Origin of the sequence: Terrabacter lapilli (genome assembly GCF_039531305.1) — a bacterium.
Taxonomy (GTDB): Bacteria; Actinomycetota; Actinomycetes; order Actinomycetales; family Dermatophilaceae; genus Terrabacter; species Terrabacter lapilli.
This window is the reverse complement of record NZ_BAAAPU010000007.1, coordinates 458,950-481,566: the sequence shown is the minus strand read 5'-3', so window position 1 is coordinate 481,566 and position 22,617 is coordinate 458,950. Positions and strand designations below refer to the sequence as shown.

Annotated in this window: 21 protein-coding genes; 12 read left to right on the top strand and 9 right to left on the bottom strand. The window is 73.1% G+C overall.

Features of this window, described 5'->3' with window-relative positions; all coding sequences use genetic code 11:
• Positions 1-38 precede the first annotated feature (38 nt).
• Complete coding sequence (locus tag ABD241_RS10130; protein WP_344061458.1) at positions 39-935, bottom strand: CHAD domain-containing protein; 897 nt, start codon at positions 933-935, stop codon at positions 39-41.
• A 110-nt stretch (positions 936-1,045) separates the two neighbouring features.
• On the opposite strand from ABD241_RS10130, the gene ABD241_RS10125 reads away from it, so the two are divergent.
• A complete protein-coding gene (locus ABD241_RS10125) occupies positions 1,046-2,146 on the top strand; it encodes a DNA glycosylase AlkZ-like family protein (protein ID WP_344061456.1) in 1,101 nt (366 codons plus the stop codon).
• 20 nt (positions 2,147-2,166) lie between these two features.
• Positions 2,167-2,751 (top strand): dihydrofolate reductase family protein, encoded by a 585-nt coding sequence (locus ABD241_RS10120; RefSeq protein WP_344061454.1) that lies wholly within the window; start codon positions 2,167-2,169, stop codon positions 2,749-2,751.
• Here ABD241_RS10120 and ABD241_RS10115 read toward each other — a convergent pair.
• Positions 2,739-3,059, bottom strand: coding sequence for a hypothetical protein (locus ABD241_RS10115; protein ID WP_344061452.1), 321 nt, complete (start codon positions 3,057-3,059; stop codon positions 2,739-2,741). The genes ABD241_RS10120 and ABD241_RS10115 overlap by 13 nt on opposite strands.
• 108 nt (positions 3,060-3,167) lie before the next feature.
• Here ABD241_RS10115 and ABD241_RS10110 point away from each other — a divergent pair, with 108 nt between their 5' ends.
• A complete protein-coding gene (locus tag ABD241_RS10110; protein WP_344061449.1) occupies positions 3,168-3,449 on the top strand; it encodes a DUF427 domain-containing protein in 282 nt (93 codons plus the stop codon).
• Positions 3,450-3,555: 106 nt separating this feature from the next.
• Positions 3,556-4,500: a thermonuclease family protein gene (locus ABD241_RS10105; protein ID WP_344061446.1), complete on the top strand. Its 945-nt coding sequence runs from the start codon at positions 3,556-3,558 to the stop codon at positions 4,498-4,500.
• An 81-nt stretch (positions 4,501-4,581) separates the two neighbouring features.
• Here ABD241_RS10105 and ABD241_RS10100 read toward each other — a convergent pair whose 3' ends face one another.
• The 4 genes from ABD241_RS10100 to gndA all read right to left on the bottom strand — a co-directional run bounded on the left by ABD241_RS10100 (position 4,582) and on the right by gndA (position 10,510).
• Positions 4,582-5,343: a GNAT family N-acetyltransferase gene (locus tag ABD241_RS10100; RefSeq protein WP_344061443.1), complete on the bottom strand. Its 762-nt coding sequence runs from the start codon at positions 5,341-5,343 to the stop codon at positions 4,582-4,584.
• A 56-nt stretch (positions 5,344-5,399) separates the two neighbouring features.
• Entirely contained in the window at positions 5,400-7,427 is a 2,028-nt protein-coding gene (locus ABD241_RS10095; RefSeq protein WP_344061440.1) for a VWA domain-containing protein, read from the bottom strand.
• Positions 7,428-7,489: 62 nt separating this feature from the next.
• On the bottom strand, positions 7,490-8,887 hold the full coding sequence (locus tag ABD241_RS10090; RefSeq protein ID WP_344061437.1) for a sigma 54-interacting transcriptional regulator: 1,398 nt from the start codon (positions 8,885-8,887) through the stop codon (positions 7,490-7,492).
• Between the two features lie 159 nt (positions 8,888-9,046).
• Positions 9,047-10,510, bottom strand: coding sequence for an NADP-dependent phosphogluconate dehydrogenase (gndA, locus tag ABD241_RS10085; RefSeq protein ID WP_344061434.1), 1,464 nt, complete (start codon positions 10,508-10,510; stop codon positions 9,047-9,049).
• 136 nt (positions 10,511-10,646) lie between these two features.
• On the opposite strand from gndA, the gene ABD241_RS10080 reads away from it, so the two are divergent.
• The 5 genes from ABD241_RS10080 to ABD241_RS10060 are packed head-to-tail and all read left to right on the top strand — an operon-like array spanning position 10,647 to position 15,811.
• Positions 10,647-11,156: a 2Fe-2S iron-sulfur cluster-binding protein gene (locus tag ABD241_RS10080; protein ID WP_344061431.1), complete on the top strand. Its 510-nt coding sequence runs from the start codon at positions 10,647-10,649 to the stop codon at positions 11,154-11,156.
• Entirely contained in the window at positions 11,153-12,184 is a 1,032-nt protein-coding gene (locus ABD241_RS10075) for an FAD binding domain-containing protein (protein ID WP_344061428.1), read from the top strand. Before ABD241_RS10080 ends, ABD241_RS10075 begins: the two co-directional genes overlap by 4 nt.
• Positions 12,181-14,349, top strand: a complete 2,169-nt coding sequence (locus tag ABD241_RS10070; protein WP_344061425.1) for a xanthine dehydrogenase family protein molybdopterin-binding subunit — start codon at positions 12,181-12,183, stop codon at positions 14,347-14,349. Before ABD241_RS10075 ends, ABD241_RS10070 begins: the two co-directional genes overlap by 4 nt.
• A 54-nt stretch (positions 14,350-14,403) precedes the next feature.
• A complete protein-coding gene (locus ABD241_RS10065) occupies positions 14,404-15,309 on the top strand; it encodes a DUF429 domain-containing protein (RefSeq protein ID WP_344061422.1) in 906 nt (301 codons plus the stop codon).
• A 28-nt stretch (positions 15,310-15,337) separates the two neighbouring features.
• Complete coding sequence (locus ABD241_RS10060; protein WP_344061419.1) at positions 15,338-15,811, top strand: GNAT family N-acetyltransferase; 474 nt, start codon at positions 15,338-15,340, stop codon at positions 15,809-15,811.
• An 85-nt stretch (positions 15,812-15,896) separates the two neighbouring features.
• On the opposite strand, the gene ABD241_RS10055 is transcribed toward ABD241_RS10060, so the two are convergent.
• The gene (locus ABD241_RS10055) at positions 15,897-17,000 is read right to left on the bottom strand and encodes an SGNH/GDSL hydrolase family protein (RefSeq protein ID WP_344061416.1); all 1,104 of its coding nucleotides are present in this window, start codon (positions 16,998-17,000) and stop codon (positions 15,897-15,899) included.
• A gap of 186 nt (positions 17,001-17,186) precedes the next feature.
• On the opposite strand from ABD241_RS10055, the gene ABD241_RS10050 reads away from it, so the two are divergent.
• The 3 genes from ABD241_RS10050 to ABD241_RS10040 are packed head-to-tail and all read left to right on the top strand — an operon-like array spanning position 17,187 to position 20,307.
• Positions 17,187-17,987 (top strand): hypothetical protein, encoded by an 801-nt coding sequence (locus tag ABD241_RS10050; protein WP_344061413.1) that lies wholly within the window; start codon positions 17,187-17,189, stop codon positions 17,985-17,987.
• A 52-nt stretch (positions 17,988-18,039) separates the two neighbouring features.
• Positions 18,040-19,188 (top strand): glycoside hydrolase family 76 protein, encoded by a 1,149-nt coding sequence (locus tag ABD241_RS10045; RefSeq protein WP_344061410.1) that lies wholly within the window; start codon positions 18,040-18,042, stop codon positions 19,186-19,188.
• Between the two features lie 33 nt (positions 19,189-19,221).
• Positions 19,222-20,307 (top strand): alpha/beta hydrolase family protein, encoded by a 1,086-nt coding sequence (locus ABD241_RS10040; protein WP_344061407.1) that lies wholly within the window; start codon positions 19,222-19,224, stop codon positions 20,305-20,307.
• Between the two features lie 4 nt (positions 20,308-20,311).
• On the opposite strand, the gene ABD241_RS10035 is transcribed toward ABD241_RS10040, so the two are convergent.
• Together ABD241_RS10035 and ABD241_RS10030 are read right to left on the bottom strand one after the other, a co-directional pair.
• Entirely contained in the window at positions 20,312-21,190 is an 879-nt protein-coding gene (locus tag ABD241_RS10035) for an amidohydrolase family protein (RefSeq protein ID WP_344061404.1), read from the bottom strand.
• A gap of 23 nt (positions 21,191-21,213) precedes the next feature.
• Positions 21,214-22,548: a C1 family peptidase gene (locus ABD241_RS10030; RefSeq protein ID WP_344061401.1), complete on the bottom strand. Its 1,335-nt coding sequence runs from the start codon at positions 22,546-22,548 to the stop codon at positions 21,214-21,216.
• Positions 22,549-22,617 lie beyond the last annotated feature (69 nt).

The following is a 22,617-nucleotide window of genomic DNA, read 5'->3' as shown; positions in this document are numbered from 1 at the left end:
GCGTGGGTCGCACATCGCACACGTCGGCGAGTGCCTGCTCAGAGCCGGCGCAGCTGCTCCTCGAGCTCCTCGATGGCGCTCCACGCCTCCTTCTCGAGCAACATGAGCGCGCGCTGCTCGTCGGCGTCGAGGTGACCGAGGAGGAAGGCCGCGCCCTCACCGACGGCCTCGTCGAGCGCGAGGTGCCGCAGCGTGGCGCGCGTGACGACCGCGTCGTGGTGAAGGCCCGCCGTGGACTGGACCGCCTTGGCGCGCGAGCCGATCCGGTGGATGCGCTTGTCCTCCAGCGGTGCCGCCGTCTCGGTGGCATACCGCAGCCGCCGGGCCGCGGTTCGCACCTCGTGCAACCGCGCGGCCAGCTCGTCCGGTCCGGCGGCACCCCTCGCCGCCACCACCCGGTCGCTGACGCGGCGGCCCTCGCGGCGGACGCGCTTGCGAGCCACCGAGCGCGCGTCGCCCCGGGCCTTCTCGGTCAGCGGCGGGTGCGAGACGAGCTCCTCGACGAGGACGACGAGCGCGGCCCAGCGCGTGGACCCCAGCGTCTCGACGACGTCGTCACCCGTGGCGCTGGCGTCGAGGCGCAGCCGGGCGCGCAGCCCGACAACCGCCTCGTCGAGCCCGTCCAGCCCGTCGAGCCCGTCGAGCCCGGTGTCGTCGAGCAGCCGGTCGACGGTCTCGACGGCCACCTCGGCGTCGCGCGACTGCCCGAGCTCGCGCAGGGCGTGCTCGAGCTCGGTGCGCACCGGCTCGGTGACCGACGGGTCGAGGACGGGCCGGAAGGTGGCGAGCAGCGACCGCAACCGGCGCATCGCGACCCGCAGGTCGTGCACGCCCGACTCCTCACCGCCCCGCGCGGCGGCCTCGGCGGCGCGGAGGGCATCGCGCAGCTCAGCCAGGCGCTGGCGCACGAGGGTCCCGACGGAGGCGGACGGCATACCCTTTAGTACCGCCCCGGGAGGCGGCTCGTCCCGACTTCACCGGATCTTGTCAAGGACGCCGCGCCGGTTTGATGCGCTTTGTCGGTGGCGCTGGCTAGGGTCGGCGCATGTCGGTCCACCAGCTCACCGTCGAGCAGGCGCGGCGCATCGCCGTGCACGCGCAGCTGCTCGACCGCCCGCGCCCGACCGACCTCGTCGCCACCGTCGAGCGCCTGACGTTCCTGCAGATCGACCCGACCGCCGCCATCGCGCCGAGCGCCGACCTGGTGCTGTGGAGCCGGCTCGGCAACAGCTACGACCCGGCCCAGCTGACCCGGGCGCTCGAGCACGACCGGACCCTCGTCGAGACCGTCGCCTACATCCGCTCCCCGCGCGACGTCCCGGCCGTCATCGCCGAGGCACGCGAGACCGATCCCTACCCGTTCATGGCGCAGTGGCTCGCCGACAACGACTCCTTCCGGCGCGACATCCTCGCCAGGCTCGAGGCCGACGGCCCGCTGCTGTCGCGCGACATCCCCGACACGAGCGTCGTCCCGTGGCCCTCGAGCGGCTGGACCAACAACCGCAACCTCACCAAGATGCTCGAGGCGCTCGCGCTGCGCGGCCAGGTCGCCATCGCCGGGCGCAAGGGCCGGCAGCGCTACTTCGACCTGCCCGAGCGCGTCTACCCACCCGGCCTGCCGACGCTCACCCTCGAGGAGGCCGTCCGGCACCGCAACGAGCGGCGCCTCGCCGCCCTCGGCATCGCACGCCCCACCGGCACCGTCATGCCGGGCGAGCACTCCTACGCCGCCGACGCCGGCGAGCCCGCCGAGGTCGAGGGCGTGCCGGGCACGTGGCGGGTCGATCCGGCCTACCTCGACGTGCCCGAACGGTTCGAGGGACGCACCGCGCTGCTGTCGCCCTTCGACCGGCTCGTCCACGACCGCTCCCGCGCCGAGCAGCTGTTCGGCTTCGAGTACATCCTCGAGATGTACAAGCCCGCGCAGCAGCGCCGCTGGGGCTACTTCGCCCTGCCGATCCTGCACCACGACCGGCTCGTCGGGAAGCTCGACGCCCGGGCCGACCGCAAGGCCGGGACGCTGGTCGTCGATGCCGTCCACGAGGACGTTCCGTTCACCAAGCGCGTACGCGACGACGTCCACCGCGAGATCGCCGACCTGGCTGCGTGGCTCGGGCTCACCCTGAGCGGCCCGGCCGCCCCCTAGACAAACCACAGGAGAACACCGTGCGCAGGATCGTGCTGTATGCCATCACCTCCCTCGACGGGGCCGTCGACGACCCGACGCGCTCCTTCCCGCCCGAGGTCGACCCCGACAAGCCACAGCCGCCGACCTTCGACGACGTGCTCATCGCCCGGGAGGCCGACCTCATCGGCGCGCAGGACGCGGTGCTCCTCGGCCGGGGCATGTACGACCAGTGGTCGCGCTACTGGCCGACCTCGACGGAGCAGCCCTTCGCCGACTTCATCAACACGGTGAAGAAGTACGTCGTCACCTCGTCACCGCTCACCACCGCGTGGGGCGACGTCGAGGTCGTGTCGGGCCCGCTCGCCGACATCGTCCGCACGCTCAAGGCCCTCCCGGGCCGAGACATCGGCGTGCACGGCAGCATCCAGCTGGCCCGGTCCCTGCTGGCCGAGGGCCTCGTCGACGAGCTGCACCTCGCCGTCGCCCCCGTCCTCGACCCGGAGGGTCGACGCCTCTTCGACGGGCTCCCCGGGCTGCAGCGGCTCACCCTGCAGAGCGCGACCCCGACACCGAGCGGCGCCCTCTGGCTCGTCTACCGACCCCTTGGCGGTCAGGACGACTGACGGCGGCGCTGTCCCAGCGTGCCGTTGACGCGGAAGCCGCGCACCGCCCGCTTCGACTGCGCGGACATGATGGACCCGTCGCTCTGGTACGACAGCACCGACAGCCGCGACATGGTCGACAGCAGCGAGGCCGCGCTCATCGACGAGCCGACCGACAGGAACGAGGCGAACGAGCCCACGCTGCCGATCGAGAGCACCGACCCGATGCTCCCGATCGAGAGGATCGACCCGGTCGAGCCGATCGACAGGAACGAGTCGCGGGAGGCGATCGACCACTTCCCGCTGGGCACGCGTGGCGGCTTCGGCATGAGCCCAGCCTAGGCAGCGCGACCCCGCTCCCGAGGAAGGAATCCGGCCGCTCGACCGTTTTCCCTCCAGACGCCCCACCCCGGGGCCCGAACGAGGAGGAGTCCAGCGTGCGCGCGATCTGGAACGGCAAGGTCATCGCCGAGAGTGACGACACCGTGGTCGTCGAGGGCAACCACTACTTCCCCCGCGAGTCGGTCGAGGAGAGCGTGCTCGTCGACAGCGAGACCCACACGACGTGCCCGTGGAAGGGCCAGGCGTCCTACTACTCCCTGACCGTCGACGGCGAGACCAACCGTGACGCCGCCTGGTACTACCCGGCCCCGAAGAAGGCGGCCTCCCAGATCCAGGACCGCGTCGCGTTCTGGCACGGGGTCACCGTCACCGACTAGTCGCGCCCTTGGCTGCCGCCGGTGACCTGTCCGATTCTCCGGACAGGTCACCGGCGTGGTCCTACGGTGAACCGGTCACCAGGGGAACATCGATCAGGGGAACGGCATGCGCAGGCGCACGACCAACGGACTCGTCGCGGTCGCGGCCCTGGTCGGGCTCGCCGCGGTCGGCGGCAACGCCGCACGAGGGACGGAGCAGGTCGCGCCCTTCGGGGCTGGCGCGACCGCGTCGGCCACCTACACGCCCGGCTTCGCTGATCCCTCGAGCCCGGTGCCGACCGAGGATCCCGAGGCCCAGCAGCAGGCTGCCGACGCCAAGGCTGCCGCAGACAGGACGGCCGCCGCCAAGGAAGCTGCTGACAAGGCTGCTGCTGCCAAGGCTGCTGCCGCGAAGGCGGCCGCGGCCCAGGCTCAGGCGGCGACCTGGGAGGTGACGAAGGTCGTCGACGGCGACACCATCTGGGCGGCCCGCGGCGCGGAGCGAGTCAAGGTCCGGCTCATCGGCATCGACACCCCCGAGGTCGGGCAGTGCGGCTTCGCCGAGGCCTCGCGCAACCTGCGCGCCATCATCGGCGGCCAGCGCGTCACCCTCACCCCCGGCGCCCAGACCGACCTCGACCGCTACGGCCGACTGCTTCGCTACGTCGACGTGAACGGCGTCGACGCGGGCCTGCGCCAGATCAAGCAGGGGTATGCCGTGGCCCGCTACGACTCGAGGGACGGCTACGGCGCCCACGCCCGCGAGACGGCATACGTCCGCGCGGACGCGGCGAGCCCCAAGGCGGCCTGCGCCGATGCGCGTGCGGGAGCGACCTCGGGCAGCAGCGCCGCGAGCACCGCCGGCGGTACGACGGGCAGCGGTATCTCGGGTGCGTGGCCCGCGCCCGGGGACAGGTACCCGTGCCCGCAGGCCAGGCCCGTCAAGGGCAACGAGAGCTCGATGATCGCCCACGAGCCGGGCGACCGGTACTACGACGTGACGAAGCCCGAGCAGTGCTTCGCGACGATGAGCGATGCCGAGGCGGCCGGCTTCCGCCCCGCCAAGGTCTGATGGTGATCTCCGTGGTTGCGTCAGTGAGTCGCGACGCGACTCACTGACCCACGGCGCCTGCCGGAGGCCCAGCCGTGTGCGTCAGTCCTCGAGCTCGAGGATGCACGCCGTCGCGATGTCGACGAAGCCCACCCGGCGGTAGATGTCGGCTGCAGCATCCGACCCTGCCGAGAGGAAGACGAGGTCGACACCCCGCTCGCGGCACGCGGCGACCAGCGTCCGAGTGATCGCCGTCCCGTGCCCCCGACCCCGGTGTCGCGGCGGCACCGCGATCCCCATCAGCTCGGCGACGTCGCCGCGAGGGGCGGCCGAGCCGGCGCCGCAGAGGCGGTCACCCTCGAACGAGGCGACGACGACGAGCTTGCCGTCCTCCATGAGCTCCGGGTGGCGGCCGGGTTCCTTGGGCGAGACCTCGTCGCGCCCCGCGAAGCCCGCCGAGACCGAGCCGAGCGCCAGCGACAGGTGGGGCTCGGCCGGCTGCAGAGTCCGGGCGCGCGGGTCCGTGGAGACCGGCACGTCCGCCGACAGGGCGAGCAGCGGGTAGCAGCGCGGCTCGTGGCCCGCCGCGCGCACCGCAGGCAGCAGCGAGGGGGTCACCTCGTCGACCCACTCGACGGCGCGCGGCACCCCGAGGGCCTGCTGGCGCTCGAGCACCCGGCATACGTCCTCGGCGGTGAACCCAGCCGTCCCGCCGAGGCGCGGCCGCGCGTAGAACTGCCACCCGGTGCCCTCGTCGGCGACGAAGAGCGTGAAGGGGCCGACCTCCTCGGTGCTCGACACGGCACGCGGCACGCAGTCGTAGTACGCCTCGATGCGGTCCAGCCGCGCGTCGTGAGCTCGCATGGCGCCACCTTGACAGCCGCCGCTGTGCTGGAGCGACCGTATTTGCCGGTCGGCCGTCAGCGGCGACCCCGCCGCGTGCGGAGGTAGTCGGCGACGACGTACTCGCCCAGCCGTGAGACGTCGGGTGTGAAGACCCGTCCGCCGGCCCGGCGCGCGACCGCGTCGACGAACCGGGCCAGGCCCGGGTCCTCGCCGAGCATGAAGACGTTGAGCTGCGCCCCGGACCGGCGCAGCTCGTCGACCTGGGCGACGGTCGCGCGGATCGTGGTCTGGGTCGCCGGCCAGTGGAACGTCGGCCGGCCGTCGGCCTCGAGGTGGGCCGTCGGCTCGCCGTCGGTGACGACGAGGACGACCGGCTCGGCGTCGGGGTGCCGCCGCAGGTGCCGAGCCGCGAGCATCAAGGCGTGCTGGAGGTTGGTGCCCTGGACCCACTCGGGCTCGGCCTCGGTCAGCTCGGTCGGGGTCAGCCGCCGCGCGGCGAGGTTGAAGCCGATGATCTGCAGCGCGTCGTGCCGGAACCGGGTCTGCACGAGGTGCGAGAGCGCGAGCGCCGTCTGCTTCATCGGCCCCCAGCGCCCCTCCTGCAGCATCGAGAACGACATGTCGACGCACAGCGCGACCGCGGCCACCGAGCGCCGCTCGGTCTCGGCCACCTCGAAGTCCTCGACGAGCAGCTCCACCGCACCCGTCGAGTGGGCACTCTCCCGCGTCCGGGCTGCCCGGGCGGTGCGCTGCAGGGCGTTCGAGACGGTGCGGACGGTGTCGATGGGCAGCTCGTCACCGAACTCCCACTGGCGGCTCAGCCCGGTCAGCTCGTCGGCCTGGCCTGCGGCGCGGTCGTCGTGGTCACCGCGGCCGGCGGCGTCGACCCGTTCGAAGACCCGCTTGAGGGCGGTCTCGCCGAGGCGGCGGACCGCACGGGGCGTCAGGCGCAGCCCGTCGTCGCCGCGCGAGACGTAGCCCTGGCGTTCGAGCTCGCGCTCGAGCTGGCGCAGCGCCTCCATGTCGCGGGCCGCGTCGGCGCCGAGGTACTGCTCGAGCCGCTCCACGTCGACGTCGTCGAGGGTCGCGCCGAAGTAGCCCTGACCGAGCTGCTCGCCGAGCTGCTCGAGGTCGGCCAGCTCGGCCACGGCGCCGACGGCGTCGCCGTAACCCATCGGCTCGCCGCCCTGGCCCTGCTGGACGGGGCTGCGCCGGTCGAGGCCCGGGCGCAGGGCGCGGAGGTTGTCGGACAGCTGCGCCATCTGCGAGGCGAGGTCGGGGTCGGAGCCCATGGCCTCGGACATGAGGCGGCTCAGCTGGTCGCGCTGCTCGGGGCTGAGGGACGCCATGAGCCGCTCGGCCGCGGCTTGGCGCCGGGCCAGTGCGTCGATGAGCTCGTCGACGTTCTCCGGCCGCTCGGGGAAGAGGTCGCCGTGCTTGTCCATGAACTCGCGGAACTGGTCCTCGGTGTCCTCGCCGCGCGCATGGGCGGCGAGGAGCTGGTTGAGGTCGGCGAGCATGTCCTTGACCGCCTGCATCGCCTCGCGTGACTGGGCGTCGTTGCCCGAGAGCGCCTGCTTGAGCCCCTCGAACTGCGCGCCGACCACCTCGCGCTGCAGCATCTGCTGGATCTGCTGGTACGTCGCCCTCGCCTCGGGCGAGTGCCACTCGTAGTCGCCCAGGGCGCGCACCGCCCCGGCGACGTCGTCGGGGATCGTCGCGAGGTCCATCTCGGCGAGCCGGGCGTCGTCCCCGGGCTCCCCCGCGAGGGTGTCGCGCTCCTCGGCGAGCGCCTGGTCGAGCATCGCCCCCACCTGGTCCAGCGTGCCCCCGAGGTCACCGCGCCGCCGCGCGGCCTCACGAAGACGGCGTACGCGTTCGGCGAGGTCGTCGAGGCCACGGCGGCCGTCCATGCCGCGGCGCAGCAGCTCGCGCAGCGACTCCCGCAGGGAGCCACCGGCGAGGACGTCCTGGCCGATCTCGTCGAGGGCCGAGCGCACGTCGAAGGGCGGCGCGAGGGGGTCGGGCCCGCCGTGCCACGGCGTGTAGCGGAACCGACCGTGCACGTCACCGCCTCCACGGCCGCCGTCGCGCGGGCTCATCGCAGGCTCCAGGTCATCCCGGGGGTCATCCCAGTGGTCGTCCCTGTGGTCATCCCGGTCTCCTAGGCCCCGTAGACGGTGCGCCCGGCCACGGAGTCCTTGTCGATGCGGCGGGTCAGGTGCAGGCCCTCGAGCACGAACTCGACGGCCGCCGCCACCTCGCCGGGTGTCGCGTCGTCGCCGTGGCCCAGGCGGTCGAGCACCTTCGACAGGCCGGAGACGGGTCCGACCTGGGAGAGCAGGTCGGAGCCCGGCACGAGCTCGCCGGTCTCGACGACGGCACCCTCGGCGAACAGGTTGGTGAAGCCGGAGAGGTCGAGCCCCGAGAGCCGCGAGCGGTAGGTCTCGGCGACGGCGAGCCGCAGCAGGTGCGTGAGCACGTCACGCTCCCGGCCCTCCTCACCCATCTCGAACTCGACCTTGCCGAGGAGGGTGGGCACGACGGTCGGGACGTCGCACACGCGGGCGACGGCATACGCCTCCCCCGTGCGTGCGGCGCGGCGCAGCGCCGACCCCGCCACGCCCTCGGCGCCGGCGATGGCGAACCGCGCCGACACCCCGGAGCGTTGGTCGACGGCCGACGACTCGCGCAGGGCGCGGGTGAACCGGGCGACGACCTCGAGCAGGTGCTCGGGGACCTCGGCCACGAGGTTGGACTCCTGGGCGATGAGGGAGACCTCGTCGCTGACCTCGGTCGGGTAGTGGGTGCGGATCTCGGCGCCGAAGCGGTCCTTGAGCGGGGTGATGATGCGGCCGCGGTTGGTGTAGTCCTCGGGGTTGGCCGTGGCCACCAGGAGCAGGTCGAGCGGCAGCCGCAGCGAGTAGCCGCGGATCTGGATGTCGCGCTCCTCGAGCACGTTGAAGAGGGCCACCTGGATCCGCTCGGCCAGGTCGGGCAGCTCGTTGAGGCCGAAGATGCCGCGGTTGCTGCGGGGGACGAGGCCGTAGTGCACCGTCTCGGGGTCGCCGAGCGTGCGGCCCTGCGCCACCTTGACCGGGTCGACGTCGCCGACGAGGTCACCGACGCTCGTGTCGGGCGTCGCGAGCTTCTCGGTGTAGCGCTCGCTGCGGTGGCGCCACACGACGGGCAGGTCCTCGCCCAGCTCGGCGCTCATCCGCCGGCACCGGGTGCACGACGGGTGGTGTGGGTCGTCGCCGATCTCGCAGCCCTCGACGACCGGGCTCCACTCGTCGAGCAGGCCGGCGAGGGTGCGCATGAGGCGGGTCTTGCCCTGGCCGCGTTCGCCGAGCAGCACGAGGTCGTGCCCGGCGAGCAGGGCGGTCTCGAGCTCGGGGAGCACCGTCTCGTCGAAGCCCACCATCCCCGGGAACGCGTCCTCGCCGGCCCGCAGGCGCGCCAGGAGGTTCTCTCGGATCTCGCTCTTGACGCTGCGGTAGACGTGCCCGGAGGCGCGCAGGTCGCCGAGGTTGGTGGCACGACCGGTGTCGGGTTGGCTCATTGCCTCACGCTACGTCCGACGGCCGACACTGTCGAAGGGTGCGGCAGCGCGCAAGGTCCGGGTCGCGTGGCCGAGCGGTCAGCGCCTGCGACACTGTTGCGCCCAGCGCAACAGTGTCGTGGGCAGCGCGGCCGCGCACGGGCCGCCTCGGGCAGCGAGTCAGACGATCGAGCTCTCCGCGCGGTCGCCCGCCCAGTTGGTGTGGAAGGAGCCCTCGCGGTCGATCCGAAGGTAGGTGTGCGCGCCGAAGTTGTCGCGCAGGGCCTGGATGAGCGCGGCGGGCAGCCGGTCGCGGCGCAGGGCGTCGAAGTAGGCGAGGGACGACGCGAACGCCGGGGCGGGCACGCCGCGCTCGGCCGCGACGGCGACGACCCGGCGCCACGCCTGCACGCCGTTGCCGATCGCCTCGGCGAACCACGGCGCCGTCAGCAGGCTCTCGAGGACGTCGTCGGCGGCATACGCCTCCCGGATCCGGTCGAGGAAGCGGGCGCGGATGATGCAGCCGCCCCGCCAGATCGTGGCGACCTCGCCGAGGTCGAGGTCCCAGCCGTACTCCTTCGAGCCGGCGGCGAGCTGGTCGAAGCCCTGGGCGTACGCGACGATCTTCGACGCGTACAGCGCGGCCCGGACGTCGTCGACGAAGGCGTCGCGCTCGACCTGGCGCTGCGCGGCCTCGTCGAGGTCGCCCAGGTCGGCGAACGTCCGGCGCACGGCGGCGCGCTGGCTCGTGTGGCCCGAGAGGCTGCGGGCGAAGGTGGCCTCCGCGATGCCGGTGACCGGTATGCCGAGGTCGAGGGCGCTCTGCACGGTCCAGCGGCCGGTGCCCTTCTGCTCGGCGGCGTCGCCGACGACGTCGACGAACGGCTTGCCGGTGGAGGCGTCGGTGTGGGCCAGCACGTCGGCGGTCAGCTCGATGAGGAAGGACTCGAGGTCGCCCTCGTTCCACTCGCGGAAGACGTCGGCGATCTCGGCCGGCTCGAGCCCCAGCACGCTGCGGAGCAGGTCGAAGGACTCGGCGATGAGCTGCATGTCGGCGTACTCGATGCCGTTGTGCACCATCTTGACGAAGTGACCCGCGGCGTCCGGCCCGAGGTGCGCCGCGCACGGCGTGCCGTCGACCTGGGCGGCGATGGACTCCACGACCGGCTTGAGCCGCTCGTAGGCGTGGTCCGAGCCGCCGACCATGATCGAGGGCCCGTTGAGCGCACCCTCCTCGCCACCGGAGACGCCCATGCCGACGAAGTGGATCCCCTTGTCGGCCAGCGCCTTCTCGCGGCGGAGCGTGTCGGCGTAGTGCGCGTTGCCGGCATCGACGACGATGTCGCCCTCGTCGAGCAACGGGACGAGCTCGTCGATGACCGCGTCGGTCGGGGCGCCGGCCTTGACCATGACGATGACCGCCCGGGGCCGCTCGATCGCCGCGACGAAGTCCTCGACGGTCTCCGCACCGACGAAGCTGCCCTCGTCGCCGAACTGCTCGATGAGGCTGGTCATGCGCGCGGTCGTGCGGTTGTGCACGGCCACCGTGTGGCCGTGGCGGGCGATGTTGCGGGCCAGGTTGCGCCCCATCGTCGCGAGGCCGGTGACGCCGATCGTTGCCTTCGTGTCCGCCTTCGTGTCCATGAGGACGACAACCTCCGGCGCGACGGCGGCATTCCGAGCGGTCCACGACGCGGGCACCGCCCTGACGGGTACGACCTCACCGGTCGTTCGCTCGCGACGACCACGCCAGGACGGGTGAGCCCGAGGACGGTGAGAGATGGAATCCCGGATCACGCTGACGGTCGACGGCACGGCGCACGACGTCGTCGTCGACCACCGCACCACGCTGCTGGACGCGCTTCGCGACCGCCTCGCGGTGACCGCGCCGAAGAAGGGCTGCGACCACGGCCAGTGCGGCTCGTGCACGGTGCTGCTCGACGGCCGCCGGCACCTGTCCTGCCTCACGCTGGCCGTCGCGCACGACGGCGCGGAGGTCACGACGGCCGAGGGGCTCGGCGGCGGCGAGGGCGCGCTCCACCCGGTGCAGGACGCGTTCCTCGCCCGGGACGGTTTCCAGTGCGGCTACTGCACCCCCGGCCAGGTCTGCTCGGCCGTCGGCATGCTCGACGAGGCCAAGCAGGGCCACCCCAGCCACGTCACCGACGACCTCACCGGCGACGTCGAGCTGACCGACGACGAGATCCGCGAGCGGATGAGCGGCAACCTGTGCCGCTGCGGCGCCTACCCCAACATCGTCGACGCGATCCGAGAGGCGGCGGGCGCGTGAAGGCCTTCGTGCACGAGCTCGCCCGCGACGCCGAGTCCGCCGTCGCCGCCGTGAGCGGTGACCCGGACGCCCGGTTCATCGCCGGCGGCAGCAACCTCGTCGACCACCTCAAGCTCGGGGTCGCGACACCGAGCCGGCTCGTCGACGTCAGTCGCCTCCCGCTCACCGACATCACCGATCTCCCAGGCGGAGGCCTCCGCGTCGGCGCCAACGTCCGCAACAGCGACCTCGCGGCGCACCCCGTCGTCCGCCAGCGGTATGCCGTCCTGTCCCGCGCCCTGCTCTCCGGTGCCTCGGGCCAGATCCGCAACCAGGCCACGACGGCCGGCAACCTGCTCCAGCGCACCCGCTGCGTCTACTTCCAGGACGTGACGACGCCGTGCAACAAGCGTGAGCCCGGCACCGGGTGCTCGGCGATCGAGGGCTACGGCCGCTACAACGCGATCCTCGGCCAGTCGCCCGAGTGCGTCGCGGTGCACCCGTCCGACATGGCGGTCGCCATGGCGGCCCTCGACGCCACAGTCGTCGTCCTCGGTCCGGACGGCGAGCGGCGCATCCCGTTCTCCGAGTTCCACCGGCTGCCCGGCGACGAGCCCCAGCACGACACGACGCTGGCGCACGGCGAGCTGGTCACGGCCGTCGAGCTGCCGCCGCTCCCGAGCTCGGCGGTCTCGACGTACTACAAGGCCCGCGACCGCGCGTCGTACGCGTTCGCCCTCGTCTCGGTCGCCGTCGTCCTCGACCTCGACGACGCGCCCGGCAGCAGCGACGGCCCTCGGGTCGTCGACGTCCGCATCGCCTGGGGCGGCGTCGCCCACAAGCCGTGGCGGGCCACCCGGGCCGAGGCAGCGCTGCGTGGCGTCCCGCTCACCCCGGAGGCCGTCCGCAGCGCACTCGACGCGGAGCTGGCGGCGGCCTCGACGACGGACGACACGGCATACAAGGTCCCGATCGTGCGACGCGCCACGACCATGGTGCTGCACCGGCTGGCGACGGGCCCGACCGGCACGACGGAGGCGAGCGCATGACCACCGACCAGGCCGGCCAGGACCAGCTCGAGGCCGTCGCGATGGGCAGCCGGGTGGCCCGCACCGAGGGACCGCTCAAGGTCCGCGGAGCGGCGACGTACGCCTACGAGGCGCCGGCTGACGACCCGCTCTTCCTGCACCTCGTGCAGTCGACGGTGGCCAAGGGCAGCGTGCGCTCCGTCGACGCCGAGGCGGCACTGGCCCACGAGGGCGTCGTGGCCGTCCTCGACCACACCGACGCGCCCCGGCTCGAGAGCGGCGAGAACGCCGAGCTGCAGGTGCTGCAGACGGCCGACGTCGCGTTCCGCGGTCAGGTCGTAGCCGTCGTCGTGGCGGAGTCGCCCGAGGCGGCACGCGAGGGCGCGCGGCTGGTGCGCGTGGACTACGACGTGCAGGAGCACCGGGCCGAGCTGCGCCCGGGCGACCCCGACGCGTACGCCCCCGAGCAGGTGAACCCGGCCTTCCCCACCGACACGGCCGTCGGCCACCTGGACCGCGCGCTCGAGGCTGCGGCGGTCGTCGTGGACGAGACCTACACGACGCCCTTCGAGCACAACAACCCGATGGAGCCGCACGCGACGACGGCCCGCTGGGCAGCCGAGGGCGAGACCGACGGTCCCCGTCTCGTGCTCGACGCGTCGACCCAGAGCGTGCACGGGGTCGTCTCGGAGCTCGCTCCGATCCTCGGGCTCGAGCCGGACGAGCTGCGCGTCCGCTCCCCCTACGTCGGGGGCGGGTTCGGCAGCAAGGGGCTGCCGCACGCGCACGACGTCGTGGCGGCGCTCGCGGCACGCGCCCACCCGGGAAGGCCGGTGCGGCTGGCGCTGACCCGGCAGCAGATGTTCGCCCTCGCGGGCTACCGGACGGCGACCATCCAGCGCTTCCGGCTCGCCGCCGGGGCCGACGGCACCCTGCTCGGGATCGAGCACGCGGTGCTCGAGCAGACCTCGGCGCTCAAGGAGTTCGCGGAGCAGACCGCCGTCGCGACACGGCACATGTATGCCGCCCCGAACCGCCGCACGAGCCACCGCCTCGTCGCGCTCGACGTCGCCGTGCCCTCGTGGATGCGAGCGCCCGGGGAGATGCCCGGGATGGCGGCGCACGAGATGGCGATGGACGAGCTGGCCGTGGCCTGCGGTCTCGACCCGGTCGAGCTGCGCGTGCGCAACGAGCCGGAGGTGGACCCAGAGTCGGGGCAGCCGTTCGGCCACCGCAAGCTCGTCGAGTGTCTGCGCACCGGAGCCGAGCGCTTCGGCTGGGCCGACCGGGACCCGCGTCCGGGCGCCCGCCTCGACGGGGACTGGCTCGTCGGGACGGGCGTCGCCGCGGCGACGTACCCCTACTACCGCCAGCCGGCCAACACCGCGCGCATCGAGGCGCTCGGGGGTGGACGGTATGCCGTCAGCATCGGCGCCGCCGACATCGGCACCGGGGCGCTCACCGTCCTCGGGCAGATCGCCGCCGACGCGCTCGGCGTGGAGGTCGGCGACATCGATGTGCACCTCGGGGACAGCAGCCTGCCCCAGGCCACGGTCGCGGGCGGGTCCGCCGGAACGGCGTCGTGGGGGTCGGCCATCGTCGGGGCTGCGCGGGCGTTCCGCGACGAGCACGGCGCCTCACCCGCCGTCGGCGACGTCAGCACGGGCACGCCGCCCGACAACCCGGCCATGGACACCCACTCGCTGCACTCCTTCGGCGCCCACTTCGTCGAGCTCGGCGTCAACGTGTGGACCGGCGAGCCCCGCCTGCGCCGGATGCTCGGCGTCTTCTCCGCCGGCCGGATCATCAACCCGACCACTGCCCGGTCGCAGCTCATCGGCGGCATGGTCATGGGCCTGGGCTCCGGCCTGCTCGAGGAGTCGGTCCGCGACCCGCGCTTCGGGCACGTCGTCACGCAGGACCTCGCGACGTACCACGTCGCCTCGCACGCCGACGTGCCCGCGATCGAGGCGATGTGGCTCGACGAGTCCGACCCGCTGACCAACCCGATGGGCTCGCGCGGCATCGGTGAGATCGGCATCGTCGGGGCCGCCGCGGCGGTCGCGAACGCCGCCTGGCACGCGACCGGCATCCGGGTGCGAGACCTGCCGGTGACCGCAGACAAGCTCCTCGACCTGCCCGCCGACCTGCCGGCACTCGAGGGTCACCCCGCCCGCGACGCCTGACCTGCGGGACGTCGGCCGTTCGGCTGCGGTTCGGGCATGCGGTTGGGTGGTGCCATGGACACCGAGCAGTGGCGTGACCGGGCGCGCGCCTTCGCCGCCGAGCTCGCGACCGAGCTGACGGGCGGACACGGTGTTGCCGGGGACGCGACCGACCCGGTGCGTCGGGCCGTCGCGGACGCCGTCGCGGCGCTGAGCCGTCTTGCCGACGCGCTCGATGCGACCGATGTGCCTGGCGCGACGACGTCGGGTCGCCCCGCCCCGGTGGAGGTCCTCGTTCCGGTCCTGGGGGTCGACGGCTGCTCCGCCGGCTGGGTGGGCGCGCTGCTGGAGCCGGGAGCACCGCGGCCCAGGGTGGTCGTCGCGCCGACCATCGCCGAGCTCGTCGCCATGGTGCGCGAGTCGACCGGCATCCGGGTGGTGGGGATCGACATCCCGATCGGCCTGCCGGACAGCACGATCCGTCAGGCCGACGTCCTCGCCCGCCGCGCGCTGCCGGGCAAGGCGTCGTCCATCTTCTCGACGCTCACCCGCTCGGCGTATGCGTCCGCCACCCGTCTCGAGGCGGACGCCGTCAACCGCGAGCTCGTCGGTCAGGGTGTCGGCGCCCAGGCGTTCGCCCTGCGCGACAAGATCGTCGAGGTCGACGCGTGGCTGCGCACCCGCCCCACCGTGACCGTCCTCGAGATCCACCCCGAGCTGTCCTTCACGACCATGACCGGCGCGCCGATCCTCGCGAGCAAGAAGACCGACGAGGGCCGGAGGTTCCGCCTCGAGGCTCTCGCCGCCGCTGGCATCGCCCGTCCGTCAGTCCTCCAGGGCCAGGGGTATGCCGCCGACGACGTCCTCGACGCCTGCGCCGTCGCGTGGTCGGCCGCCCGGCACGCGAACGGTCGGGCCCGGTCGCTGCCCGACCCGCCGGAAGTCTTCTCCGACGGCATCCCGGCCGCCATCTGGGCCTGACCGACCCGCATCCACGTCTGCTGACGCCATGCCGGACGATGTGGCCATGCAGATCACGGTGGACGACCTCACCGATCCCGCCGTCGTCGAGCTGCTCGACGGGCACGTCTCGCAGCTGCGGTCCATCTCGCCGCCGGAGAGCACGCACGCCCTCGACCTCGAGGGCCTGCGGGCGCCGGGCGTCACCGTGTGGGTCGCCCGCGACGGTGACGCGGTGCTCGGCTGCGGCGCCCTGACCGAGATCGAGCCGGGTCACGGCGAGGTCAAGTCCATGCGCACCGCCCCGGGCGCCCGGCGCCGCGGCGTCGCCCGAGCGGTGCTCGCCGAGATCCTCGCCGAGGGCCGCCGCCGGGGCCTGGCTCGCATCAGCCTCGAGACCGGGTCCGACGACTTCTTCGCCCCCGCCCGGGCCCTCTACGCCGCGCACGGCTTCACCGAGTGCGGCCCGTTCGGCAGCTACCGCCTCGACCCGCACAGCACCTTCATGACCCTCGAGCTCTGACCTGTTGCGGGGTGCGCCGACGCGATGGAGGTATGCCGTCGCGACCCGGCGCGACGGCATACCTCCACCCAGCGCAGCGGGGTGGTCAGCTGCCCACGGCGGTCCGCAGGGCTCCGGCGGTGGCGTTCCAGCCGGGCTGGGTCGGGTGGACGAACTCGGCCGTGTCGCGCCCCGGCGTGCCCACCGGCACGAGCCAGGCGTTCGAGTTGTCGGCCACGACGCGCGGGTCGAGCCCGTGGACGCGCCCGCCCCAGGCCTGCTTGACCGTGTCGACGAAGTGGTAGTTGTCGGCCCCGGGCTCGGCGTTGAGCTCGGCGATGCCGCGAGCCTGGAGCTGGTCGCCGAGCCGCTGCAGGTCATTGAGCGCCTTGCCGGCGTCGTAGACCGGCGCGGCCTCCGGGATGCCGTAGCTCTCCTGGTTGATCAGGAACGGGTAGCTGAGCAGGTAGACCTGCGCGTGGCCGCCCGACCTCTGCTCGACCGCGCGCAGAGCGGCCTTGGTGCGCTCGACCATCGTGGGCGCCTTGGCGGTGGCCGCATCGAGCGCCTGCTTGCAGCTCGTCGGGTCGCGCAGGGTCAGGCAGTCGACGACGATCGTGGAGAAGCCGATGTCGTTGCCGCCGATGGTGACGAAGACGTAGTCGGTGTCGGGGGTGACCGAGTCGATCTGCGCCCTCGTCATCAGCTGGCAGGACACCGTGCCGGTGTAGAGACTGCCGACGCCGGCCCCGGTGACGAACGTGTAGGTGTAGGAGAAGTCCGGCTGGGCCGGGACCCCGCAGAGGCGCTCGGTCTGCGCGCGCCGCATCCACTCGCCCTTCTGGTCGGGGTAGGTCGCCGGGTCGATCGAGTAGGTGGCGCTCTTGGTGGAGGCGTTGCCGAGCGCGCGGGGGTTGAGGATGTCGGGGACCACGCCGCCGCTGCACGCCGCGTCGACGTAGGTGGCGCCGATCGAGGCGGCGACCTGCGAGCCGTAGTTGTCCGCGGAGCGGTAGCAGTCGCGCTCCTCGTAGGTGCCGGTGCCGTTGCCGGCCGAGTAGGAGTCGCCGAGCTGGACGACCTGGGGCTGCCTGGCCGCCGCTGCTGCGACGGACGGGGTCCCTGCCGTCAGGGCAGCCGTCGCACCGAGGCCCGCGACGAGCGCGACGGCGCTGCGGGCGAGGCGGGTGGTTCGCGAGATTCGGGGCACGAGGACTCCTTCGTCCGGGAACGGGCTCGTCGGTCAACGAGCCGGTCCTGCCAGAGGTCACGCGCCCGGGTCCCGCAGACTGCGGACGCGCGGGCCCTCGGGCCGCCTGAGCGGCCAGGTCACCGATCGGACACATCGCCATGGATTGGGACATTTGGCGCTTCGCCGGGCTATAGCCTCGCGCCCATGCCCTCCCGTCGCCGCCTCACCCGGCCCCTGCTCGCCCTGCCCGTCGTCGTCCTCCTCGCCGCCTGCACCTCCGGGCCGGCGTCCACCCCGGCCGGCACGAGCGCCGGTGCGACGTCCGGGACGGCCAGCAAGGCGGCGAGCACCGCCACGCCGACCATGACGTCCGTCGAGACGACCCCCAGCGCCACGACCACCGCGCCCGCGGCTGCCGCCCCCAAGCGGACGAAGGCGAGCCTGCAGAAGGCGCTGCTCGTCCTCGACGACCTGCCCTCGGGCTACTCGGTCGAGCCGCCCGACGGCTCCTCCGGCAGCGCGAACATCTCGTCCTCCGACCCGCGCTGCAAGCCCCTCGTCGACATCATGAACGCCGACCACGCTCCCGGCTCGATGGCCACCGCGCAGACGTCGTTCTCCGGCGGCCAGGACGGTCCGTTCGTCGACCAGTCGCTCGACGCCCTGGGCACCGCAGCCCACGTCTCGGCCTTCCACCAGACGCTCCGCGCCGCCGTCGCGGCGTGCCCGAAGGTCACCATGCGCCTCCCCGAGGGGCGCTCGACCATGGCCGTGCGCAGCGTCCGGGCCCCCGACGCGAGCAAGGACGCCGTGGCGTTCCGGATCACCGCGCAGGGTGGTGCGCTCGACGGCTTCGAGGGCACCCAGGTCGCGACGGCCGTCGGTGACGTCGACCTCAACATGATCTTCATCGGGGCGTATCCCGAGGAGATCGACGAAGCCACCCACGCCGCCTACGAGAAGGCCGCGGAGGAGCTCAAGGTCAAGGCGGCATCCGTCAGCTGAGGCGGGGTCGGGGACGGAGGGACCGACCGCCGGCGGCGGTAGCGTCGCTCGCGTGACCGTCGGCCCCGCCCCACAGTCCCTCCCACCACGCCCCGCGACGGCGCTCGACGAGCGGGCCGCGGAGGCCGAACGCTCCGTCAGCGCGCTCTTCGCCGGGCGGCTCCTGGGTGTGCCGCTGACGCACCTCGCGCGCGTCACGCGCTCACGGGGCGGCGGCCCTCGCCGGTTCGTGGGCGTGGCGGGCTCGTGGAACTACTGGTGGCAGGCGCACTACCTCGACGCCATCGTCGACGCGGGGCTCCGCGCGCTCCGGTGCGGTGACGCGCAGGGCGCGAGCGAGCACGCCCGTCAAGGGGATCGAGTCCTCGCGACCATTCGGCTGCGCAACGGGTTCAGGTGGACCAACGCCTTCTACGACGACATGGCCTGGCTGGCGCTGGCCTCATGGCGGCTCGAGGGCCTGCACGCCGAGATCGGGCGCAGTGACAGGCTGCGCCGCCTGCGCTCGGCGGGTCGTCACCTGACGGCGCAGCTGCGCTCGGCGCACACCGACGACCTCGGCGGCGGGCTCTTCTGGAACCGCGACCGCGACTTCAAGAACAGCCCGGCCACCGGACCGGCCGCGCTGCACCTGGCCCGGCTCGGCGAGACGGACGAGGCGCACCGGCTCGTCGGCTGGCTCTACGACCGCCTGTGGTCGCCGGAGAGCGGCCTCGTGCTCGACGGCATACGGCTGCAGGGCGCCGAGGAGGTGCTCGTGCCGGGCGTCTGGACCTACAACCAGGGCACCGTGCTCGGCGCGCTCGTCACGTTGGGCGACGACGAGAGCCTGGCGCGCGCGGCAGCGCTGGTCGCGGCCGTCGACGCCGGGCTGACGGTCGAGGTCGACGGGATCCGAGCGCTGCGGACCCACGGCGGGGGCGACGGCGGGCTCTTCACCGGGATCCTCGTGCGCTACCTCGCGCTGGCGGCCGCTCCCGGGTCCCGCCTCGGCGACGAGGTGCGCGGCACGGCGCGGCGGCTCGTCCTTGACACCGCCGAGGCGCTGTGGGCAGGGCGGTCGAGCGTGCCAGTGGGCACCGCGAGCACGGTGGCGGTGTTCCCGCTCGAGCCCGGCGGGTCGGCCCCGCGGCCGCCGCTCGAGCTGTCGCCGCAGCTGCAGGCCTGGACGATCCTCGAGGCCGCGGCCACCCTGGCCTGACGGGCTGTCCTCGATCCCGGGAGAGACTGGAGTATGCCGTCGCCGACCGCCGCCGTCGCCGCTGCCCTGAGCGCGGGGCTGCTGCTCGGCGCCTGCACGAGCGGTGCGGCCATCGACGCTCGGGGTGGCAGCTCGCAGACGCAGAGCCGGACAGCGGCCGCCGGCACCGCGAGGTCGGCGAGCCCCAGCGCCTCCGCCCCCGCGCCGTCCTCGCCGAGCGCGACGACGACCGCACCGGCGGCGAGACCGGATCCGGCGTCGATCCCGGCGCTCATCGCGATGCGCTACGACGCCGGCCCCCTGCGGCTGGGGCGCGAGGGCGGCAGCACCGACGCCTACCGCCAGTACTTCGTGACCTACCAGAGCAACGGGCTGACGATCTCCGGTCGGATCAACATCCCCCGGGGCACCGGCCCCTTCCCGGCCGTCGTGCTGGCGCACGGCTACGTCGACCCGGCGGCGTACACGAACGGGCAGACGATGCTCCGCGAGCGCGACCACCTGGCCCGGCGCGGCTACGTCACGCTGCACATCGACTACCGCAACCACGCCCAGTCCGACACGGACCCGAGCAACGACGCCGACCTGCGGACCGGCTACACGGTCGATGCGATCAACGCCGGGCTGGCGCTCGACAAGGCGCCGTTCGTCGCACGTGGCCGCATCGCGCTGGTCGGCCGGTCGATGGGCGGTGGCGTCGTCTACAACGCGCTCGTCGCACGGCCGGGGCTCTTCCGCGCGGCGGTGGCGTACGCGCCGGTCAGCTCGGACACCGTCGACAACTTCGACAAGTGGGTGCGCCGGGACGCCTCGCGGGCGAGCGCGGCCCGGGCCGTGATCGCGCGACTCGGCACGCCGGAGGCGCAGCCGGCGAGGTGGGCGGCGACGAGCCCGCGCACGTACTTCGGCCGCATCACCGAGCCACTGCTCATCCACCACGGCACGGCCGACGAGGAGTGCCCGCTCGACTGGTCCCGCGAGACGGTCGCCGCCCTGAAGGCCAGGGGCAAGTCGGTGCAGCTCGACGTCTACCCCGGTGGCCGGCACACGCTGGCCTCGCCCCAGTGGGACACGTCGATCCGCCGCACCGAGGCGTTCCTGGCGACTTACCTGCGTTGACGGCTCAGCTCGGGGCCAGTCGCAGCAGGCGGGCGCCGTTGTGCCACAGGACCGCTCGCATCCACTCGTCGCCGAGACCGAGTCGGGCGAGCGCCTCGAGCTGGTGCGCGTACGGGTACGGGATGCTCGGGAAGTCCGAGCCGAGCACGACCCGGTCCCGGAGCGCCTCCAGCCGTTCGACGTAGCCGTCGGGGAAGGGCGCGAAGCGGTTGGTGAAGTCCGTTCCGTTCATCGTCGTGTCGAGGTGCACACCCGCGAACTCGTCGGCGAGGTCGGCGAACTCGTGGTACTCCGGCATGCCGAGGTGGGCGATGACGAGCACGAGGTCCGGGTGCCGGCGCAGCACCTCACGCACCGCGCGCGGACCCGTGTGCCGCCCCTGCAACGGCGCGGAGCCGGCGTGCACGACCACCGGCACACCGGCCGCCTCGAGACGCGCCCAGGCCGGCTCGAGCCGCTCGTCGTCCGGGGTGAAATCGCCGACCTGCACGTGCATCTTGAACAGGCGAGCACCCGCGTCGAGCGCCTCGGCGACGTAGTCGCCGACCCCCGGCTCGGGGTAGAACGTCGCGCAGCGCACGGCGTCCGGCACGCGGTCCGCGAAGTCGGCGCACCACTCGTTGAGCCACTGGGCCATGCCGAGCTTGTGCGGGTAGGCCAGCGCGGGAATCGCCTTGAGCCCGAACGCCCGCAGCGTCTCGAGCCGCCGCTGCTCGTCGAACCGGTAGGTCACCGGCCACGGAGCGCCGTAGTGCGCCTCCGCCTCGTCGAAGTAGCCCCACACCTTGCGCTGCATCGACTCGGGCAGGAAGTGCACGTGGATGTCCGCGAGCCCCGGCAGCCCGAGCGCGGCGACGTATGCCGGCACGTCGGCATCCGTCACCGGCCCGGGCGTCGTCCCCTCCGTCAACGGGCGAGGGCGCCCATGGGGTCCCAGGCGGGCAGGACGATCGGGTCCTGGCCGAGGGCCTCCTGCAGCTCCGCGGGGAGGGCGTCACGGCGTACGGCGACCTCGAAGACGAACTCGGCGAACCAGCTGTCGTTCATCGTCATGAAGCCCTTGTCGCCACGCTCGGTGCCCCAGCTGTTCTCGACGCGCCAGCGCCGCGGGACGTCGTCGTGCAGGTCGACGCCGGTGAAGAGCATCGCATGGGTCATGAGCGACTCGTGGTGCAACAGCCGGTCGGCCTTGCCGAGGCTCGGCTCGGTGCCGTAGACCGAGGCGTGGTCGTAGAGGCCGGCGTCCCACAGGCCCAGGTCGGCGTGCGACATCTGCCCGGTGTCGCAGCCGAACCACACCGGCTCGCCGCCGACGATCGCCGTGGCCGCGAGCGACTTCATGAGGTCGGCCTCGACGTTGAGGTAGGTGACGGGGGGCGCCCCGACGACGTTGCCGAGGTGCTCGACGGTGAACGTGCGGCCGTACGGGCTGCCCGGACGGGGGTCGTTGACGAGGCAGACGTAGTCCTCGAGCGGGATCGTGACGTAGCGCTCGGCGAAGTCGAGCGGCGTCATCGCACCGTCCCGGTGGAAGCCGCCGTCCTTGTCCTTCCACTGCCAGACGAACGTCTCGGGCGGTGTGCCGAGGTGGATGCACAGCAGGCGGTGCACCGAGGTGAGCACCTGCTCCTTGGCCTCGCGCAGCTCGTCGGCGTCAGCGCCCTCCGCGGCGCGCGCCCGCAGGTCGCGGGCGCCCTGGCGCAGGATCGTGCCGATGTCGCGGTTCATCAGGCGGGTGTTGCTCGAGCTCTTCGTCTCCGGCATCGCGACCTTGGGAACGAGCCCGTGCTTGACCACGAGCGCGACGAACATGTTCCACTGCCCGCCGTCCTCGGCCGGCGTGGCGAGCAGGTGCGCAACCGTGCGGTCGTCGACGTCGCGGTCTGCCGTGGCGATGATCGACTCGAGCCAGTGGTTGGCCTTCTCGAACTTGTCCCAGAAGAGCAGGTGGTTCTGGGAGAACTCGAAGTCCTTGACGCCGAGCTTCTGGCGGGCGCCGGCGCGCAGCAGGTTGGTGCCGGCGAAGAGCCAACAGCGGCCGCTCTTCTCCTGCGACGTCGCGGCCCAGTCGTCGAGCAGGTGCGACACGGAGTGGTCGATGCTCGTGACGACCCGGCGGTCGAGGGCGATGTCGTCGACCGACGTCGTCGTGACGGCGTTCTGCAGCATGCGGGCGGTGGGGTCGGCCTCGAACGCCTTCGTGAGGCGCTCGACGAGGTCGGGGGCGAGGTCGCGGGGCACGGGCCACTCCTTCGTGGGCTGGGGATCCTCGCATCGTATGCCGGGTCGCCCGGTCATCGGCCGAAGCGG

Excerpts from the sequence above, each read along its gene's own strand:
- ABD241_RS10130 (WP_344061458.1), bottom strand. The coding sequence starts at position 935 with ATGCCGTCCGCCTCCGTCGGGACCCTCGTGCGCCAGCGCCTGGCTGAG.
- ABD241_RS10125 (WP_344061456.1), top strand. The coding sequence starts at position 1,046 with ATGTCGGTCCACCAGCTCACCGTCGAGCAGGCGCGGCGCATCGCCGTG.
- ABD241_RS10115 (WP_344061452.1), bottom strand. The coding sequence starts at position 3,059 with ATGCCGAAGCCGCCACGCGTGCCCAGCGGGAAGTGGTCGATCGCCTCC.
- ABD241_RS10105 (WP_344061446.1), top strand. The coding sequence starts at position 3,556 with ATGCGCAGGCGCACGACCAACGGACTCGTCGCGGTCGCGGCCCTGGTC.
- ABD241_RS10100 (WP_344061443.1), bottom strand. The coding sequence starts at position 5,343 with ATGCGAGCTCACGACGCGCGGCTGGACCGCATCGAGGCGTACTACGAC.
- ABD241_RS10095 (WP_344061440.1), bottom strand. The coding sequence starts at position 7,427 with ATGAGCCCGCGCGACGGCGGCCGTGGAGGCGGTGACGTGCACGGTCGG.
- ABD241_RS10090 (WP_344061437.1), bottom strand. The coding sequence starts at position 8,887 with ATGAGCCAACCCGACACCGGTCGTGCCACCAACCTCGGCGACCTGCGC.
- gndA (WP_344061434.1), bottom strand. The coding sequence starts at position 10,510 with ATGGACACGAAGGCGGACACGAAGGCAACGATCGGCGTCACCGGCCTC.
- ABD241_RS10080 (WP_344061431.1), top strand. The coding sequence starts at position 10,647 with ATGGAATCCCGGATCACGCTGACGGTCGACGGCACGGCGCACGACGTC.
- ABD241_RS10070 (WP_344061425.1), top strand. The coding sequence starts at position 12,181 with ATGACCACCGACCAGGCCGGCCAGGACCAGCTCGAGGCCGTCGCGATG.
- ABD241_RS10065 (WP_344061422.1), top strand. The coding sequence starts at position 14,404 with ATGGACACCGAGCAGTGGCGTGACCGGGCGCGCGCCTTCGCCGCCGAG.
- ABD241_RS10060 (WP_344061419.1), top strand. The coding sequence starts at position 15,338 with ATGCCGGACGATGTGGCCATGCAGATCACGGTGGACGACCTCACCGAT.
- ABD241_RS10050 (WP_344061413.1), top strand. The coding sequence starts at position 17,187 with ATGCCCTCCCGTCGCCGCCTCACCCGGCCCCTGCTCGCCCTGCCCGTC.
- ABD241_RS10040 (WP_344061407.1), top strand. The coding sequence starts at position 19,222 with ATGCCGTCGCCGACCGCCGCCGTCGCCGCTGCCCTGAGCGCGGGGCTG.